Annotated in this window: 17 protein-coding genes and 1 pseudogene; 9 read left to right on the top strand and 9 right to left on the bottom strand. The window is 41.5% G+C overall.

Going from position 1 to position 14887, the window contains the following annotated elements; genetic code table 11:
* Nucleotides 1-22 precede the first annotated feature (22 nt).
* On the top strand, nucleotides 23-952 hold the full coding sequence (locus DXE33_RS06720; RefSeq protein WP_114639208.1) for an AEC family transporter: 930 nt from the start codon (nucleotides 23-25) through the stop codon (nucleotides 950-952).
* Here the strand turns inward: DXE33_RS06720 and maiA are convergent.
* A complete protein-coding gene (gene maiA / locus DXE33_RS06715; protein WP_114639207.1) occupies nucleotides 923-1621 on the bottom strand; it encodes a maleylacetoacetate isomerase in 699 nt (232 codons plus the stop codon). The two genes, DXE33_RS06720 and maiA, sit on opposite strands and share 30 nt — an antisense overlap.
* Before the next feature lie 89 nt (nucleotides 1622-1710).
* Here maiA and DXE33_RS06710 point away from each other — a divergent pair, with 89 nt between their 5' ends.
* The gene (locus DXE33_RS06710) at nucleotides 1711-2340 is read left to right on the top strand and encodes a trimeric intracellular cation channel family protein (protein ID WP_114639206.1); all 630 of its coding nucleotides are present in this window, start codon (nucleotides 1711-1713) and stop codon (nucleotides 2338-2340) included.
* Here DXE33_RS06710 and DXE33_RS06705 read toward each other — a convergent pair.
* Nucleotides 2327-3897: pseudogene (locus DXE33_RS06705) on the bottom strand (gamma-glutamyltransferase family protein). The gene DXE33_RS06710 and the pseudogene DXE33_RS06705 overlap by 14 nt on opposite strands.
* Nucleotides 3898-4134: 237 nt before the next feature.
* Here DXE33_RS06705 and DXE33_RS06700 point away from each other — a divergent pair.
* Nucleotides 4135-5799 carry an MFS transporter gene (locus DXE33_RS06700; protein ID WP_114639205.1) on the top strand — a complete coding sequence of 555 codons (1665 nt, stop codon included), beginning with the start codon at nucleotides 4135-4137 and terminating at the stop codon, nucleotides 5797-5799.
* Between the two features lie 53 nt (nucleotides 5800-5852).
* On the opposite strand, the gene DXE33_RS06695 is transcribed toward DXE33_RS06700, so the two are convergent.
* Together DXE33_RS06695 and DXE33_RS06690 are read right to left on the bottom strand one after the other, a co-directional pair.
* Entirely contained in the window at nucleotides 5853-6464 is a 612-nt protein-coding gene (locus DXE33_RS06695) for an MOSC domain-containing protein (RefSeq protein WP_114639204.1), read from the bottom strand.
* A gap of 26 nt (nucleotides 6465-6490) precedes the next feature.
* Entirely contained in the window at nucleotides 6491-6811 is a 321-nt protein-coding gene (locus tag DXE33_RS06690) for a DUF6150 family protein (RefSeq protein ID WP_114639203.1), read from the bottom strand.
* Between the two features lie 304 nt (nucleotides 6812-7115).
* Between DXE33_RS06690 and DXE33_RS09845 the strand changes: the two genes are divergently transcribed.
* The 3 genes from DXE33_RS09845 to DXE33_RS06680 all read left to right on the top strand — a co-directional run bounded on the left by DXE33_RS09845 (nucleotide 7116) and on the right by DXE33_RS06680 (nucleotide 8925).
* Nucleotides 7116-7412 carry an SRPBCC family protein gene (locus tag DXE33_RS09845; protein ID WP_197712011.1) on the top strand — a complete coding sequence of 99 codons (297 nt, stop codon included), beginning with the start codon at nucleotides 7116-7118 and terminating at the stop codon, nucleotides 7410-7412.
* Entirely contained in the window at nucleotides 7409-7681 is a 273-nt protein-coding gene (locus DXE33_RS09840) for an SRPBCC family protein (RefSeq protein ID WP_197712010.1), read from the top strand. The genes DXE33_RS09845 and DXE33_RS09840 overlap by 4 nt, the downstream gene beginning before the upstream one ends.
* 251 nt (nucleotides 7682-7932) lie before the next feature.
* Nucleotides 7933-8925 carry a ParA family protein gene (locus DXE33_RS06680; RefSeq protein ID WP_114639202.1) on the top strand — a complete coding sequence of 331 codons (993 nt, stop codon included), beginning with the start codon at nucleotides 7933-7935 and terminating at the stop codon, nucleotides 8923-8925.
* 123 nt (nucleotides 8926-9048) lie between these two features.
* Here the strand turns inward: DXE33_RS06680 and DXE33_RS06675 are convergent, their stop codons facing one another.
* Together DXE33_RS06675 and DXE33_RS06670 are read right to left on the bottom strand one after the other, a co-directional pair.
* Nucleotides 9049-9978 (bottom strand): M23 family metallopeptidase, encoded by a 930-nt coding sequence (locus tag DXE33_RS06675; protein ID WP_114639201.1) that lies wholly within the window; start codon nucleotides 9976-9978, stop codon nucleotides 9049-9051.
* A 3-nt stretch (nucleotides 9979-9981) separates the two neighbouring features.
* Nucleotides 9982-10416: a bactofilin family protein gene (locus DXE33_RS06670; protein WP_114639200.1), complete on the bottom strand. Its 435-nt coding sequence runs from the start codon at nucleotides 10414-10416 to the stop codon at nucleotides 9982-9984.
* Nucleotides 10417-10931: 515 nt separating this feature from the next.
* Between DXE33_RS06670 and DXE33_RS06665 the strand changes: the two genes are divergently transcribed.
* The 3 genes from DXE33_RS06665 to DXE33_RS06655 all read left to right on the top strand — a co-directional run bounded on the left by DXE33_RS06665 (nucleotide 10932) and on the right by DXE33_RS06655 (nucleotide 13316).
* Entirely contained in the window at nucleotides 10932-12146 is a 1215-nt protein-coding gene (locus tag DXE33_RS06665) for a tyrosine-type recombinase/integrase (RefSeq protein ID WP_408634183.1), read from the top strand.
* A gap of 139 nt (nucleotides 12147-12285) precedes the next feature.
* The gene (locus DXE33_RS06660; RefSeq protein WP_114639198.1) at nucleotides 12286-12513 is read left to right on the top strand and encodes a hypothetical protein; all 228 of its coding nucleotides are present in this window, start codon (nucleotides 12286-12288) and stop codon (nucleotides 12511-12513) included.
* Between the two features lie 446 nt (nucleotides 12514-12959).
* Nucleotides 12960-13316, top strand: a complete 357-nt coding sequence (locus DXE33_RS06655) for a hypothetical protein (RefSeq protein ID WP_114639197.1) — start codon at nucleotides 12960-12962, stop codon at nucleotides 13314-13316.
* Between the two features lie 263 nt (nucleotides 13317-13579).
* Here DXE33_RS06655 and DXE33_RS06650 read toward each other — a convergent pair whose 3' ends face one another.
* The 3 genes from DXE33_RS06650 to DXE33_RS06640 form a co-directional block, all read right to left on the bottom strand.
* Nucleotides 13580-13930: a hypothetical protein gene (locus tag DXE33_RS06650; protein WP_114639196.1), complete on the bottom strand. Its 351-nt coding sequence runs from the start codon at nucleotides 13928-13930 to the stop codon at nucleotides 13580-13582.
* A gap of 178 nt (nucleotides 13931-14108) precedes the next feature.
* Nucleotides 14109-14597, bottom strand: coding sequence for a hypothetical protein (locus tag DXE33_RS06645; protein ID WP_114639195.1), 489 nt, complete (start codon nucleotides 14595-14597; stop codon nucleotides 14109-14111).
* Nucleotides 14598-14621: 24 nt separating this feature from the next.
* On the bottom strand, nucleotides 14622-14849 hold the full coding sequence (locus DXE33_RS06640; protein WP_114639194.1) for a hypothetical protein: 228 nt from the start codon (nucleotides 14847-14849) through the stop codon (nucleotides 14622-14624).
* Nucleotides 14850-14887: the final 38 nt, after the last annotated feature.

The following is a 14887-nucleotide window of genomic DNA, read 5'->3' as shown; positions in this document are numbered from 1 at the left end:
AATTTATCCAAAATAATTTCACTTGCTCTACGTATTTAATGTAGTTCTGCCGGTATTTGCTCTCATACTGATTGGGTATGTTTGTGGGCGCGCAGGCAAATTAGGCGAGAGTGCATCGGTAGAAATTAATCGTTTTGTTGTTTGGTTGGCGCTACCTGCCCAACTTTTTAATTTTGCAGCCAATAGCGGCTGGCAAACGTTATGGAAACCAGGCTTTATTGCAGCTTTCTTTTTGAGTTGCCTCATCGTATTTGTTTTAGTTTTCAGTATTGGCTGGTGGCGTAACAAAGACTTGGCGCTTGCTAGTTTTCATGGCTTAAGTGCTTCCTATTCAAATACAGGCTATATGGGCATTCCATTGCGTGTCTTAGCTTTAGGTCAAGATGGCTTGGCACCAGCAATCATTTCTACCTTTATTGTGTTTGTGATGTTTGCTTTGGCTACCGTATTGATTGAAGTAGGTATTCTGTCTCACAAAAAATCGCACGAAATTTTTTTCAGTGTTGTGAGGTCACTTTGCAGCAATCCTTTGTTGATTGCGCCGGTTGCGGGTCTTTTCTGGTCTTCAACAAATCTCCAGTTGTTTGGCCCTGTTTCTCAAGTCATTTCGTTTTTAGCAGCCGCCGCTACTCCATGCGCATTGGTATCGATCGGACTATTTCTGATGCAAAAAAGTAAAGCTTCACCAGCACAAGCTTGGGGCATTAGTTTTGCTAAGTTAATTATTCAGCCAATGATTGCTTGGATTATTGCGGATTGGATTTTAGGTTTACATAAATTGTGGATACAGGCGATCATCATTTTGAGCGCTCTACCAACAGGTACGGGGCCATTTATGTTGGCTCAGTATTACAAGGCTGATGGCGGGGTGATTTCTCGAGTTGTATTGATTACGACCATGGGTTCTTTGCTAACGCTGTCATTATTCCTGTGGTGGAATAACGGGGTTTAATCCTTCCGCATCAATTTGATTTTCCCAAGAGGCATTGATAAATGCTGGAAGATTCATGCACTCGCGAAGTATACGTACAAGTGTAGGATAGGGTTTTAGATCCATCTTGCTAGCTAGCGCATTAAATAATTGGGGCACTAAACAAACTTCAATTAAGCCGGGCTCATCACCAAAGCTAAAGCGTCCTAGTTTTTGATGGACACCAATTTGTTTTTCAAGACTGGACAGACCCAAGGTAATCCAATGTTGATACCAATCATCTTTAGCTTGGCTGCCCACTTCTACTTCTAATTCTTTGATGAGATAGCGTAGAACTCTCAGATTATTAATGGGATGGATATCGCTACAAATATCCATTGCAATTGCACGAACCCAAGCTCGTTCAGCAGGGGATTTGGGTAATAAGTCCGGGCTTGCTTGAGTTTCTTCAAGATATTCAATAATCGCTAGCGATTGATGGAGGCACGTTTTCCCATCATCAAATACCGGTACCAAACGATTAGGATTTTTGTTGACATAGGCTTCACTAAATTGATCTCCACCATTTTTACTGAGGTGAATTGGGATGATCTCGTAATCCACTCCTTTCAAATTTAAGGCGATACGAACACGAAATGCTGCAGAGCTGCGCCAGAAGCTATAGAGCTTTGGTCGTTCCGTTAAATTCATGTAACCCCTTTCAAATCAATGATTGTTAACAGTATATTGATGCTGGAAAAAAGTGGTTCAGGGTATTAAAGTGTTTTAGACTGCTCAATATGGAACAGATTCAATTTTGGATTGGAGTAATTGCGACCATAGCCTTTGCGGTGACTGGTGTGTTGGCAATAGCGGATTGTGGCGTAGATATTTTTGGTGTCATAGTTCTTGGTTTGATTACTGCTATTGGCGGCGGCACTATTCGTGACATTATTTTGGAGGCTCCGATTTTTTGGTCTGAGAACCAACTCTATGTTTGGTTAGCTTTAGGTGCTAGTATTTTGACCTTCGTGGCGGAATCCTTTTTTACGCAGCCACAAATTTATCGCTGGATGTTATATATCGACGGCTTTGGTGCGGCGCTCTTTGCGATTCAAGGTGCTGATAAGGCATGGGGGATGGGTTTTGGGTTGCCAGTTGCACCAGTGATTCTGGGTGTGATCACTGCGATAGGTGGTGGCTTAATACGCGATATTTTGGCTGGCAGAAAAACGCTTATCATGTCCCACGAACTGTATGCAATTCCAGTAACGGTAGGTTGCTGTGCCTATGTTTTGATTTTGAAATTTATCCCTCAGTATGCCATTGAGGGATCGGTAATTTGCATGCTCGGAATATTTGGATTGCGCGCAGCCGCCATTCATTGGGATCTGCGCGTACCCAAAATGTTTATTACTAAAACGCGCTAATCGCTCCGTCGCTTCGAGGATCCCAGTCACCACGTAGGGTTCCTGAAGGTTCGCGAATAATGCAGCCCGCATGACCAACCGTCTCATCAAAAGCATCTAGCATTTCGATTTCGTGGCCCATGGCATGAAGCTCTTTGGCAACCCAAGGGCTGAAGCGACTTTCTAGTTTCAAGCTGTCACTCGTTTGGCCCCAAGTTCGACCAAGCAACCAGCGTGGACGACTAATTGCATCTTGAGGATCTAATCCATATGTAGCGGTACGAGTGAATACTGCGCATTGTGTTTGTGGTTGACCATCACCACCTATGGTTCCATATACCATTGAGCGGCCATCTTAGAAGAGGGCCATGGCTGGGTTTAGTGTGTGGAATGGTTTGCGGTAAGGCTCAAGATGGTTGAGGGTGGACGGGTCGAGGGAGAAGCTGCAGCCACGGTTCTGCCAGTTCGCACCAGACTTTGGCAACACAATACCGGCGCCAAACTCATGATAAATACTTTGGATGAAGGATACGCAGTTGCCATCTTCATCAATGACACCCATCCAGATAGTGTCGGCCGGACCTTTGCCTTGCCCCCAAGGTAAAGCCTTATTGGGATCAATATTTTTAGCCAACTGCTTTAAGAATGCTGGTGATAAGAATGATTGTGCATTCTTAGTCATGTATGCGGGGTCGGTAACATATTGATCTCGAATCTTAAATGCTTGTTTGGTTGCCTCGACACAGTGATGAACATATTCAGTGCTATCTACTTTGAAACGCTTAAGGTTTAGTTGATCCAGTATCCCGATGATCATTAATGAGACTACATCTTGAGTCGGTGGAATCATGTTGTAGACATTACCAATGCTATGTTTGAGTTCAAGCGGATCAATAAGTTTGGCGCGATGACGCTGAAGATCAGCAAGTCGCAAGGGGCTGCCAATATCTGCAAGCTCTTTGCCCAGTAAATTAGCCAGGTCACCACGATAAAAATCATCAGTTCCCCTGCTGGCAATTTGGCGCAAAGTTTTTGCAAGACGTTCTTGCTTAAAAATACTTCCAACCGCAGGGGCCTCTCCATTCACTAAAAATGTTTTTGCAAAACCAGGAATCGGGCTGAGCTCCTCACGTTTTTTTTGCAGTGAGGTTAGATTGGCTTAATGTGACTGGAACGCCTGCTTCTGCGTAACGGATCGCATCTGCTAACAAGCGAGATAAAGGAATCTTGCCGCCAAGTCCTTGTTTGGAAAGCTGTAGTGCTGCACCCCAGCCGGAGATCGTTCCGGCAACGGTATTGGCAGCAACTGGGCCACGGAAGGGGATTGTTTTAGTAATACCATGCTCTGAATACCATTGTTTGGTAGCAAGACCTGCGGCTGATCCGCACGCATCAATACCGCCCATGGCTTTTCTGGGTGCATGGACGACCCAGAAAGAGTCACCACCAATCGAGTTCATGTGGGGGTACACGACGGCAATTGTTGCAGCTGCTGCAATCATGGCCTCTATGGCATTACCGCCTTCTCTTAATAGCTAGTGCAGATTCGGATGCGAGTGAATGTGGCGCAACCGCCATTCCTCTGATTCCCCATTTTGGTTGCATATAAATTGTCCCTATAAAAAAATTGTGGTTTTTGTTATTAGACCTCAGGCGAACTTTTGTTGCTTTCTTACATTCAATTGCCAATAAATCGGGTAATTCCTCATCAAATATGATGAGGAATTACCCTACGTATTAGATTTCTTTGATTTTTTTGAAAGCATAATCAACCAGTTGTTTTTTTATATCAATAAAAATAGTTAGGAGCTACTGATGTCTACATCTTCAAAAGCAGCCCCAATGACCGCTGAAGAGCGCAAAGTTATTTTTGCCTCCTCTTTAGGTACGGTTTTTGAGTGGTACGACTTTTATTTATACGGTTCACTTGCAGCGATTATTGCTAAGCAATTCTTCTCTGGCCTAGATGCTGGTTCTGCCTTCATTTTCGCTCTACTTGCTTTTGCTGCTGGTTTTATTGTGCGTCCATTTGGTGCATTGGTTTTTGGTCGCCTCGGCGATTTGATTGGTCGTAAATACACCTTCTTGGTCACCATCTTGTTGATGGGCGGCGCAACCTTCATCGTCGGTATTTTGCCGAACTATGCCACGATTGGTGTTGCAGCCCCTTTGATCTTGATTGCTTTGCGTATGCTCCAAGGTTTGGCGTTGGGTGGTGAGTACGGTGGAGCTGCAACCTATGTTGCTGAGCATGCTCCTCATGGCCGTCGCGGTGCGTATACTGCTTGGATTCAAACAACAGCTACTCTCGGTTTGTTTTTGTCCCTGCTCGTGATTTTGTTTACACGTGAATTCACAGGCCCAGACTTTGATGTTTGGGGTTGGCGTGTTCCTTTCATTGTATCTATCGCATTATTGGCGATCTCAGTATGGATTCGTTTATCCATGAATGAGTCACCAGCTTTCAAGAAGATGAAAGAAGAAGGTAAATTATCGAAGTCACCTTTGGGCGAGTCATTCGGCCAATGGAAAAGCTTGAAAATTGTGATCTTGGCATTGTTTGGTCTGGTAGCGGGTCAAGCGGTAGTATGGTACACAGGTCAGTTCTACGCTTTGTTCTACTTGACTCAAGTATTAAAGGTAGACCCAAAGACCGCAAACTTATTGATTGCCGCTTCTTTGGTTATCGGTACACCATTCTTTGTAGTATTTGGTAGCTTGTCAGATAAGATTGGCCGTAAGGTCATCATTATGGGCGGTTTGTTATTGGCTGTAATTACTTATATCCCTAACACTCCTGTTTCCGTTTTCAATGCCTTGACTCACTTTGCTAACCCAGCGTTAGAAAAGGCAATGGCAACTGCACCTGCAACCATTACTGTTGATCCAACAGAATGTACATTCCAGTTCAATCCAACAGGTACTGCTAAATTCACTAGTTCTTGCGATATTGCAAAACAAGTGATGGCTTCAAACTCTGCTAGTTACAGCACTATCCCTGGAGCTCCTGGCTCTACCGCAGTTGTGAAGATCGGTGATATCGAGATTCCTGGCTACACTTCTAAGGGTATTGATCCTGCTGAAGCAAAAGATGCCGAGTTTAAGAAAGCGATTCGTGAAGCTTTGAACAAAGAAGGCTACCCAGCTAAAGCAGATCCAGCGCAGATTAACTATGTAGCTGTATTGCTCTTGCTGGTATACCTAGTAATATTGGTAACCATGGTTTATGGCCCAATTGCTGCTATGTTGGTTGAGATGTTCCCAACACGTATTCGCTACACTTCTATGTCTTTGCCATATCACATTGGTAATGGTTGGTTCGGTGGTTTACTACCAACAATTTCCTTTGCTTTGGTTGCGCAAAACGGCAATATTTATTACGGCCTCTGGTATCCGATCATCATTGCAGCAATGACATTGGTAATTGGTACATTGTTCGTACGTGAGACTAAAGATGTGGATATTTATGCACGTGACTAATGCATCTAATTAGTGTTAACAATTGCAAACCCGATCAGAAATGATCGGGTTTTTTATTCCCATAAATCTTTTTGGTTGCGACTGCCCAGTAATTGTTTATTTTGTTGGGCGATGGAGATATCCCGAGGGCCTGGTACCAGAGTCATCGCAGCCCCTGCAGTTAATTTACCGGTCTTAAGTACGCGCAAATACCAACCGCTATAACCCGATTGCAGCATGGCCTTACTGGCACCCTTGTAGCCAACTGCAGCGTTGAATTTAAAACAAGGTTCACGTAGTTTGACTACCGAAAATTCAAGATCACCAATAAAAATTCTGTCTCCAACATAGACCTCTGTTTCAAGCAAGCCTTCAATAGTGAAGTTTTCTCCCATGGCGCCAAATTCAAGAGCGGTTGGTTTTTTGGTTTCGCGAGTGAGGAGTTCATTCCAAAAGGCATAGTGTTCAACTGGATATACATAAATCGCCTTTTCCATTCCGCCGTGAACACTCAAGTCTGCTTGCTCATCTTCTTTAATACCTAGTGAATGAATTTCAATCGGCACAGGATTCTGTAGATTGCTAATCCATTTTTTATGAATTGCTGATGCAACCGACTTGTAATCTGGATGATGATTGCCAAATAAGGGCATCACTTTGCCTGCGTTGATGGAAAGTAGTCTCATAGATTGGGGCTTCGGTTTGGGCAATATTAGTAGCGACAGCGTGCTTCGCTCTTGTATTGGGTGTAGTAGACAATGAGGTCGGCTTCAGATTTGTATTGGGTATAGCTAATGACTGCGCGAGCATCGCTCTTATATTTTGTATAAAACCAAACACCCGGCTCGTTATCGCTGGCGTATTGAGTTTCATAAACAATACAATTGGCCTCTGATCGATATTTAGTCACAAATACCTTGGCATTGGCCTCAGAAGGGTAATTAGTGATAAAAATTTGGGCTGCACGAGTATTGAAGGCTAGGGTGAACCCGATAAAAGATAAGAGCGTCAGTATTTTGCTAAGTGTCTTCATGCTTTCGCTTTAAATTTTGGGACAAAGATTGAATTAATCATTTTCGTGATTGGGGGGTCTCTAGTAAGTGTAGGACATAAAAGGCAGCGCAACATGAGATCATTGGTTGAAATATCATCTTTGGATAAATTTGAAGACCCCCTAAATTGAGTCAGTATGATTTTTTCTTTAATTCATGCGAGATTATTCATGATAGGTTCTAATGCCGGCCTTCTTCTCATAAACATAAAGGCTACCCCATAATTTTGCTAACTAGAAAATGTCTATCAAAGCAATAATTTCATATAAATTTTAGAATGTATCCATGAAATGGATTATTTATCTACTCTTATCTTTTGGAGCAACGCTTAGTTATGCTCAGGAAAATGCAAATCCATATGATGTGCAAGTTAGCGTGATTTCCGAGGATGGTCATTTTAAGATTTTGGCAAGCTATCAGGCGCCTATCGATATTTGTGCTGCCTATGCTTTCATTACTGATTATGAGGGCGCCAAGAATATTCCGGGAATCGTTGAGTCAAAAGTAGTATCAAGAATTCGTAATAAAGTTCGAGTCCAGAGAGTTATCAGAGAGCAGATACTTTTTTTCCTGTTGAAATGAAATCATTGGTGGAATATACGGAGACCCCAAATAAATTAGTGACTTTTGAACAGATCAATGGCGATAATAAGCAGTACCGCGGAAATTGGCGACTTGGTGAGGTAAAAGATAAGACGCTGTTTAAATATGAAGCTATTGTTGAGCCGCACTCGATCATCCCGTCAATGGTAATTGAGTATTTTGTAAGAAATAGTATTCGCGGCAGATTTGAGTTGATGGCGCAAAGAGCAGCGCAAACGAAGTTTGCAGAGTCATTTGGCTGCAATTAATCCACTATCCCATGTGTGATCTCAATCGTTGACGAGACTGATCCCCCCATCTATTCACCATCCTATTGCACTGCAATAATAACCCGGAGAATAGTACCTGGTTTTTATTCAGCAACCATGCCATTTTCATATGGCAATTTAAGTAAATACATCAAATTGCAACAATTAATCACTATCTTTTCTCGTTTATTGCAGAACATCAATCAACTATGAATAGAGGCGACGCTTTTTCATGACGCCATTTAAAATTAGTGACCAATCAAAAAGGTGGTGTTGGAAAAAGCACGATTTCTGCCAATCTAGCAGCATTCTTTAAGTTAAAGAATGATATTGAAACAGCCTTTATCGATTTCGATAGACAGCGTTCCTCATCAAATTGGTTAAGTAAAGCATCAAATATTGGGGTGATGGTTCATTGTGCAAATATACAAAGCCAAAATAATCCTGGCTTGGTTTTGCTTGAGGCTAAAGCGACATTGAGAGATTGCTCGAAAATTGCCGAAATAGTGATTGCGGATTTAACCTGGTCCTACAACTTGCCTCCTCAGTTTTTGCTGGAGTTCGATATGATCGTCGTCCCAAGTTCGACGAGTCGAGTAGAAATGGCAAGTTCCGAAATTTTTGTTTTGGAGTATCTGCAAAGAAACCTTGCGCTTGTCCGTAAAAGAAACCAGATCATAGTGATGGCGCCAAGCAGAATTGATCCTGGTCAAGATATTACGGGGATATTCCCTTTTGTATCTGCTAATAGCAATTGTTTAGTCAGTCCACCAGTGCAAAAAATAAGAGATATCGACCAGTATTACTGCAATCATTTTCTCTGTGAAGCAGAGGATGAGGGTATTGCTATGAACTTTTGCGAATTCGGAAACTTTGTCTATGAGAAATATTGCGCTCTCAAAATGCCTACCAAGATTTCGCATTGTGAGGTCGGTAATCTTGGTGTAAGTGATTCGCAAAATGAGGGTATTGCTATGAACTTTTGCGAATTCGGAAACTTTGTCTATGAGAAATATTGCGCTCTCAAAATGCCTACCAAGATTTCGCATTGTGAGGTCGGTAATCTTGGTGTAAGTGATTCGCAAAATCAGATCATAAGACCAAATTTAGCTGGCATTATTAGGAATTTAGAGCCTGCGCCAATGACATTAAAAAATGAGAGATTGGGACGAAAAGTAGTTGATCACTTTATACCTCGATTTTTGCGAGCCAAAAATTCTATAGAGACCAACGAAGGCGTGTGAGGTGCTGGAAAAATCCCTCAATTTATAGCTGAATGCATCAGTCCTCTCATATTAAAAATGGTAGTGCCGAAGTTGTTTTGATCCCAATAAAAGTTTGCGATCTCAAATGCTAACAATTGGAATCTAGCGATTGCTTAGGCCTATTAACATCTCTTTGGGATTGATGACCTCTCCATTTTTTACTATCTCATAATGTAAGTGCGGTCCGGTTGATCTTCCGCTGGTGCCTACAGTTGCTACAACCTGGTTACGTTTGACAATGTCGCCTTCATGAACATAAATATCCTGAGCGTGGGCATACCGAGAAAGGTAGCCATCACCATGGTCGATGATTAATAGCTTTCCATAATTTGAATCCCAATTAGCCTTCAGTACGCGCCCATTCGCTGTCACTGTAATAGGCGTGCCATTGGGTGATTGAAAATCTAGGCCCGAATGAAAGCTTTCTCTTTGATTAAAGGGATCAATTCGAGGGCCATAGTCACTGGAAATACTGGATGAATTTTGAATTGGGATACCAGTGGGCTTGGATTCAAGCCATTCAAGGAAATTAGAGTTTTGGGCAATCAAAGCATTGGTACGCTCATCTTGTAAATGCATCAAGGTTGATATGTTCGAAAACAGTTTTAGCGGGCGTGGATTGCTCTCTGCATCAACTAAATTCAAGGGGATAAATTTTCCACCTATTGAATTTTGTTTTGGACCAAGGCCTTTGAGTGCGGATGGAGTTGCAAGTTGTTCGAGTTTTTGGGAAAGAACCTCAAGTTGACGTAGCTTTTGATTATTTTCAACGATGCGTTCGTTCAATTCTAATAACTTTAATTGATAAACCGCATTTAGATTTTCTATCTCAACGGGCGAATGTAAGTTACCGAGTTGCTTGGCTAATTGAGGATCGTATTCAATCGCCATACGAAATCCGAAGTACTGCAAGCCTGCCCCCGCGAGTATTAATGCGAAGACAAGCAAGCAAGAGCCAATCAAGAGATGTCGGTAGGACAAATTGATCTTGCGGATGTGTCCAACAGGGCTGGACACCCAAATTATTTGCATGGCTTAATTTGCAATCTTTTGTTTTACTTGAGACAAAAGTAGCCCAGTCTCATTAGCTACTTTTAACGAGGAAATTTGTAACAACTTGCCTGTAACATTAGCGCCAACCTCAATGCCTATGTTGTCATAGGTGATGTCACCCTCAATTTTTGCTTGAGCGAGCAACTCTATTTTCCCAGATGAAAATATATTGCCTTTAACTGATCCTGCCACAATAATGTGTTGAGCTCGAATATCCCCAACGATTTGAGCGCTTGGTGCAATAGCAATTGTTGCTTCCGAACCTTCTTTTTGCAGAGTATTGCCATTTAAGCAGCCATCAATGCGTATGCTTTTTGCAATGACCAAGTTTCCGTCAACTCTAATCGTTTCTCCTAATATTGATTCAAAATCTTGAATCGACTTACCTAAATCTTTTTTCTTTGTTTTTTTAAACATGGCGCATGTCTCCTTGTGCCTTTTAATTACGCTATTTGAGGACGTAAATGCTACTAAAGTTTTGTGAAAAATTTATGATCTCCGTTAAGTGAGGATAGGTTAGACTCTCCGTGTTCTGAGGGGATCTTATTGCTTTCCCCACCGCTTCCATACAAATGAGCCGATTCTTTACTGGTCCTTGGGGGAAATGCTCGAAGAGACCAATAAATTGAAGACTTTAAGCAAATAAGTTAAAATGCTATGTTTTTCGGCGAATTAGCTCAGCTATTAGCTCAGCTGGTTAGAGTCAGCTGGTTAGAGCGACGGAATCATAACGAAGAAATTGAGTTATGAAACAGTTCAGTTGTAAAACGTTTCGTTAAGCATACGCAAAATCTCCTGTTCGCACCGCACCACAAACACTGGCATTGAAAAAATACTAACACGCAAACGTCTGCGTTGGCAGAATATCGTGTGAGATTTTGACTACGATAAAAAACTAATCGTCGCAGAAAATACAAGACGACAGCACACTAGTGCGTATGTCGCTACTTCAACAATTCTTCGCAAGTGCCCCAACCCCACAACCCAAGCAAATCAAGCTACTAGACGGCAAACTCAATGCCTATAAGCGTCCGCAGTCGGCACAGTGGCAATGCCGCTTTAAGCTAAGCAATGGTGACTGGCATAGTGCTAGCACAGGCACAGACGATTTAATGGAGGCAAAGAAGCAGGCAATGATGTTGTTTGAAGTTGTCAAAATCAAAATTGAAAACAACATAGCACTACGAACAAAAACATTTAAGCAATTAGCAAATGAAGAAATTAAATTATTGCTTGGAGTAGCAACAAGTCAGCGTGGGGCACGCACATACAAAGACTATTTGTTTATTTGGGAAAAATATCTCATTCCATTCTTCGGCAAATATCCCGTTGAAGAAATCACAAATGAACTTGTCGCAGATTTTGAAGCGTGGCGAATTGCGGAGATGGGCAAAGAACCAAAAGCAATTACAAAGAAGCATCACGCACTGGCATACAACAGGGTAGTGGAGTTAGCAAAACAATATGGGTATGTGCGAAATAAGTTAGTGCCGACACTAAACATACGTGGAGCAAAAAGCGAACCCCGTCCCGCATTCACGCAAGAAGAGTTGGAACAGCTGTATGCGTATATGCCGATTTGGCACAAGGATGTTCATCATAGGCATAGCGGAGAGCCCCGCATTCTGTGTAGTGCCTATGTGAAGTTTTTAGCTAATACGGGTATACGGCACAGCACAGAGTCTATGCCACTGCGTTGGAAGCACTTACAGTGGCATTACAGCGGTTCTAAACGCTTTTTACGCATATGGGTGAGTGGGAAGACGGGAGCAAGGTATCTAATTGCTAAAAACGACGTTTTAGACGTTTTGACGGGGTTATACAAGTGGCAACAGCTCCCATATGTGAGTTTGGATGAGCTCATACAAGCAAAACTGGACAGAAAGGTGTTTGTGATGCCCGATGGACAAATGCCATATTTATTGGAGAACATCTTTCGGCACTTAATGAAAAAGAGCGGTTTATTAAAAAATAGTGCGGGGCAAAACAGAACGCTATACAGCTTGCGACATACCTACGCTACGCAAGCATTAACAAAAGGTATAGACATACACACATTAGCGAAGCAAATGGGAACTAGCGTAGTAATGATAGAACGGCACTACAGCAAGCTAACGGCAATGATGGCGGCTGAGAAGTTGGCTTAGGGTTTATATGTATATGTAGTCATTTAAAACGACTGCCAAAATGTTTGTTGTGATTGGGGTTAATGTGGTTTCCAGTCACTCTTTATTTGGGTTATTATGAGTCAAAATAGATTATAGATATCAGAATCTTTTCAAAATTATGAATAAATTCACCAAAAATCAAACTTTACTTTTTTTTCTCGTACCTATTACCCTCTGCGGCTGTGCCCCTTATCAGAATGTACAGCAGGCTTATGTACCTCAACCAAATATCTATTCACGCAGTGCTGAAGCTAATAAACTAACGCTTGGGGCAGTTCAAGCAACAGTTAAAAAAAAGGCGCTAGTGGAGATGAAATTATTTCTAAACTTGGTTCACCCAACATAATTACCACTGATAGTGGTGGAAGAGAAACTTGGGTATACGACAAAATATCTCAAGAAACAGAGGCGGTTGCAAACTCCAGTCAGGCTGTAGTTGTTAGATCATCAAGAACTTTGACACTTGTCATTAAATTTAACGATAAAAAGCATGTGCGTGAATTTGCGACGCATTCATCAAGTTTTTAAAAGGATATTTAATATGTATAAAATATTTGCGACGCTCTTCTTTTGCTTTGCTGTAACTAATGTTTACGTTTACGCCCAAGCTGAAATAATTGGCTCTCTTTTGCAAGGGATAATGGGGGTGGCTGGTAGCGCCACCCAAAAAACAGACTGTCGAACAGACGGTGCAAAGCGATGATGCGGTAATTCCAAAAATGTCTGCTTCCGAGCTCAGGCAGATACAGTCAAGAGAATTTAAGACAACCGATTTAACAAAAAGTATCAGATGTGATTCAAGATGCATTTATGGACTTAAAGTGGGATGGATCTATGTATGATCAAACCAAAGGTACATTTAGTAAAACTACTCAAAATTGTTCTACAGTAACAAACGGAAATGTGTTTGCCTCAAGTAGCTATTCAATGCCCTGTACTGATATGGCGCAAGTAAGTCTAAGGCTATTAAAAGAAAAGAAAAGTGTTTTAGTGCGAATATCATTAGTCCATAATGATTTTTCTCAAAGAGGCAAAGGGGCAAATAAATCAGATGTAGAAAGTGCAGAGCCTTATGACAAGTTGTATAGCGTCATTAGTAAAAACCTCTTCTTAGAAGCTCAGCAAATAGACTCTAAAGGTATTCAATAAAGGTTCATTAGTTTAAATTTCAATTATGTCTTTTTGTTTTTCGTGTTGAGAATTATTGCTGTGTGTTCTGTTTATTGCTAGCGGTGGGAAGCCACAAGAAGCCTTAACATTTCCAATGTGGAAAGGTGACAAAGTTGAGACCCTTCAAAAATCTAATGCAATTAATCAGCCCATTGCTGGGTTGCAGGAAAATTAGCACTTTATTTGAGTGTTTGTCTATAAAAGGAAGTTTAGGTGTCGTTTTAAACGACACCTGCTCTCAATCAATCTTTTTTATATTTCTTTAATTTTTCTAAAGAAGCATTTACTGCATCTTCGCTAAAGAACTTTGGAAAATCTCTAACAATAGCTTCTGTTGTGTAGTCTATGTAACCAGCAGACATCATTCTTCTAAAGTTGTCGCTAATTTCCATATTTACTGCAATATCGTTAAGAGTAATTACAACCCCTCGTCTTCTTAGCTTTTGCTCGGTGCGGTTTGGGTGGTAGCCCAAACCTTTAGGCAAGCTAATTCCTTTAGCTACACGCTCTCTAAGTTCTTTAGGAGCACCATCATCAGCAAATTCATTAGCTTGTACTAAGTATTCCGTTAGCTTTCTAGCTATGTAAACCAAGTTCAGTTGCTCTTTTCAGTGCTTGTCGAACTTGGGTGGGTGTTAGCTCTCCAGCTTCTGCCGCTTCAACCATTTGCTTGCCATTAAAAGGTGCTCTTGCCATAACAATTTCCATTCAAAGTTTAAGTGTTTCTTTTACATCAAAACTAACATAAACAGACTGCTAACCAGCCATTGGTTAGCTGGGGAAGATACCTAGCGAAGTATTGGCAATGATGGTTTCAGCTTGCTTGAGATAGCGTTTGACGGTAGCCGCCATTACATTTCGTTTAATAGCTATATCTTGCTTTATATCACCTGTAGTTGGCATAGCGGTTCTAACAAGTCTCAACTCAACCCCTACTTCCCACAACTTAGCTTTGCCATTCAACTGAACTAGCCTCGTGTAACAGTCATAGACATCCAATGCCTTTTGTAGACTTTCAATTGTGTAGTTGCGGTTGAGTGGAAATCTAGCGGTACTCTTACCTAATTTTTTAGCAGTTCTGCCTCTTTTAGCTGTGTGTCTTTTGTTAAGTAGTTTGGCGAATCTACTTTGCAATTCCCTTTTGCCCATTGTTAGTGGTAATGCCACAACCATTACGTTTTGATAATCCCAATCTTCTTCCCATTCCGATTTGCTATTGAGTTCTTTTGGAATCAGAGCACTACGTTTTTCACCAAACAAATAAGCACCTCTATTGCCTTCACTTCACCATTTCTTAAAGTCGTCGTTTCGTACGTCTCCAAATTCTTTATAAAGTTTTGCTAGCTTGCCGGCACCATTCGTTTCGCAACACTTTAAGTAGTCGCTATTGCGTCGTAAATATTCCCACCACCAGTAAAACGGACTTCGTTGTTGGTAGGCAATGGAGAGTGGTTTTTGCTTTTTGCCAAATAGCGGATAAGGAGCAAGGAAATGAACGGGTGTTGTAGTCATTTTATTAACAAGCAAATTGCATTTAATTGCTTTGTAGT

This window comes from Polynucleobacter necessarius, from assembly GCF_900096765.1.
GTDB lineage: Bacteria > Pseudomonadota > Gammaproteobacteria > Burkholderiales > Burkholderiaceae > Polynucleobacter > Polynucleobacter necessarius_F.
This window is presented reverse-complemented; position numbering and strand designations above follow the sequence as displayed.

What these genes read in the sequence shown, in the direction of transcription:
- DXE33_RS06660 (WP_114639198.1), top strand. Translation starts at nt 12,286, where the DNA reads ATGAATAAATTCACCAAAAATCAAACTTTACTTTTTTTTCTCGTACCT.
- DXE33_RS09840 (WP_197712010.1), top strand. Translation starts at nt 7,409, where the DNA reads ATGAAATCATTGGTGGAATATACGGAGACCCCAAATAAATTAGTGACT.
- DXE33_RS06700 (WP_114639205.1), top strand. Translation starts at nt 4,135, where the DNA reads ATGTCTACATCTTCAAAAGCAGCCCCAATGACCGCTGAAGAGCGCAAA.
- DXE33_RS06675 (WP_114639201.1), bottom strand. Translation starts at nt 9,978, where the DNA reads ATGCAAATAATTTGGGTGTCCAGCCCTGTTGGACACATCCGCAAGATC.
- DXE33_RS06710 (WP_114639206.1), top strand. Translation starts at nt 1,711, where the DNA reads ATGGAACAGATTCAATTTTGGATTGGAGTAATTGCGACCATAGCCTTT.
- DXE33_RS06695 (WP_114639204.1), bottom strand. Translation starts at nt 6,464, where the DNA reads ATGAGACTACTTTCCATCAACGCAGGCAAAGTGATGCCCTTATTTGGC.
- DXE33_RS06670 (WP_114639200.1), bottom strand. Translation starts at nt 10,416, where the DNA reads ATGTTTAAAAAAACAAAGAAAAAAGATTTAGGTAAGTCGATTCAAGAT.
- DXE33_RS06640 (WP_114639194.1), bottom strand. Translation starts at nt 14,849, where the DNA reads ATGACTACAACACCCGTTCATTTCCTTGCTCCTTATCCGCTATTTGGC.
- DXE33_RS09845 (WP_197712011.1), top strand. Translation starts at nt 7,116, where the DNA reads ATGAAATGGATTATTTATCTACTCTTATCTTTTGGAGCAACGCTTAGT.
- DXE33_RS06690 (WP_114639203.1), bottom strand. Translation starts at nt 6,811, where the DNA reads ATGAAGACACTTAGCAAAATACTGACGCTCTTATCTTTTATCGGGTTC.
- maiA (WP_114639207.1), bottom strand. Translation starts at nt 1,621, where the DNA reads ATGAATTTAACGGAACGACCAAAGCTCTATAGCTTCTGGCGCAGCTCT.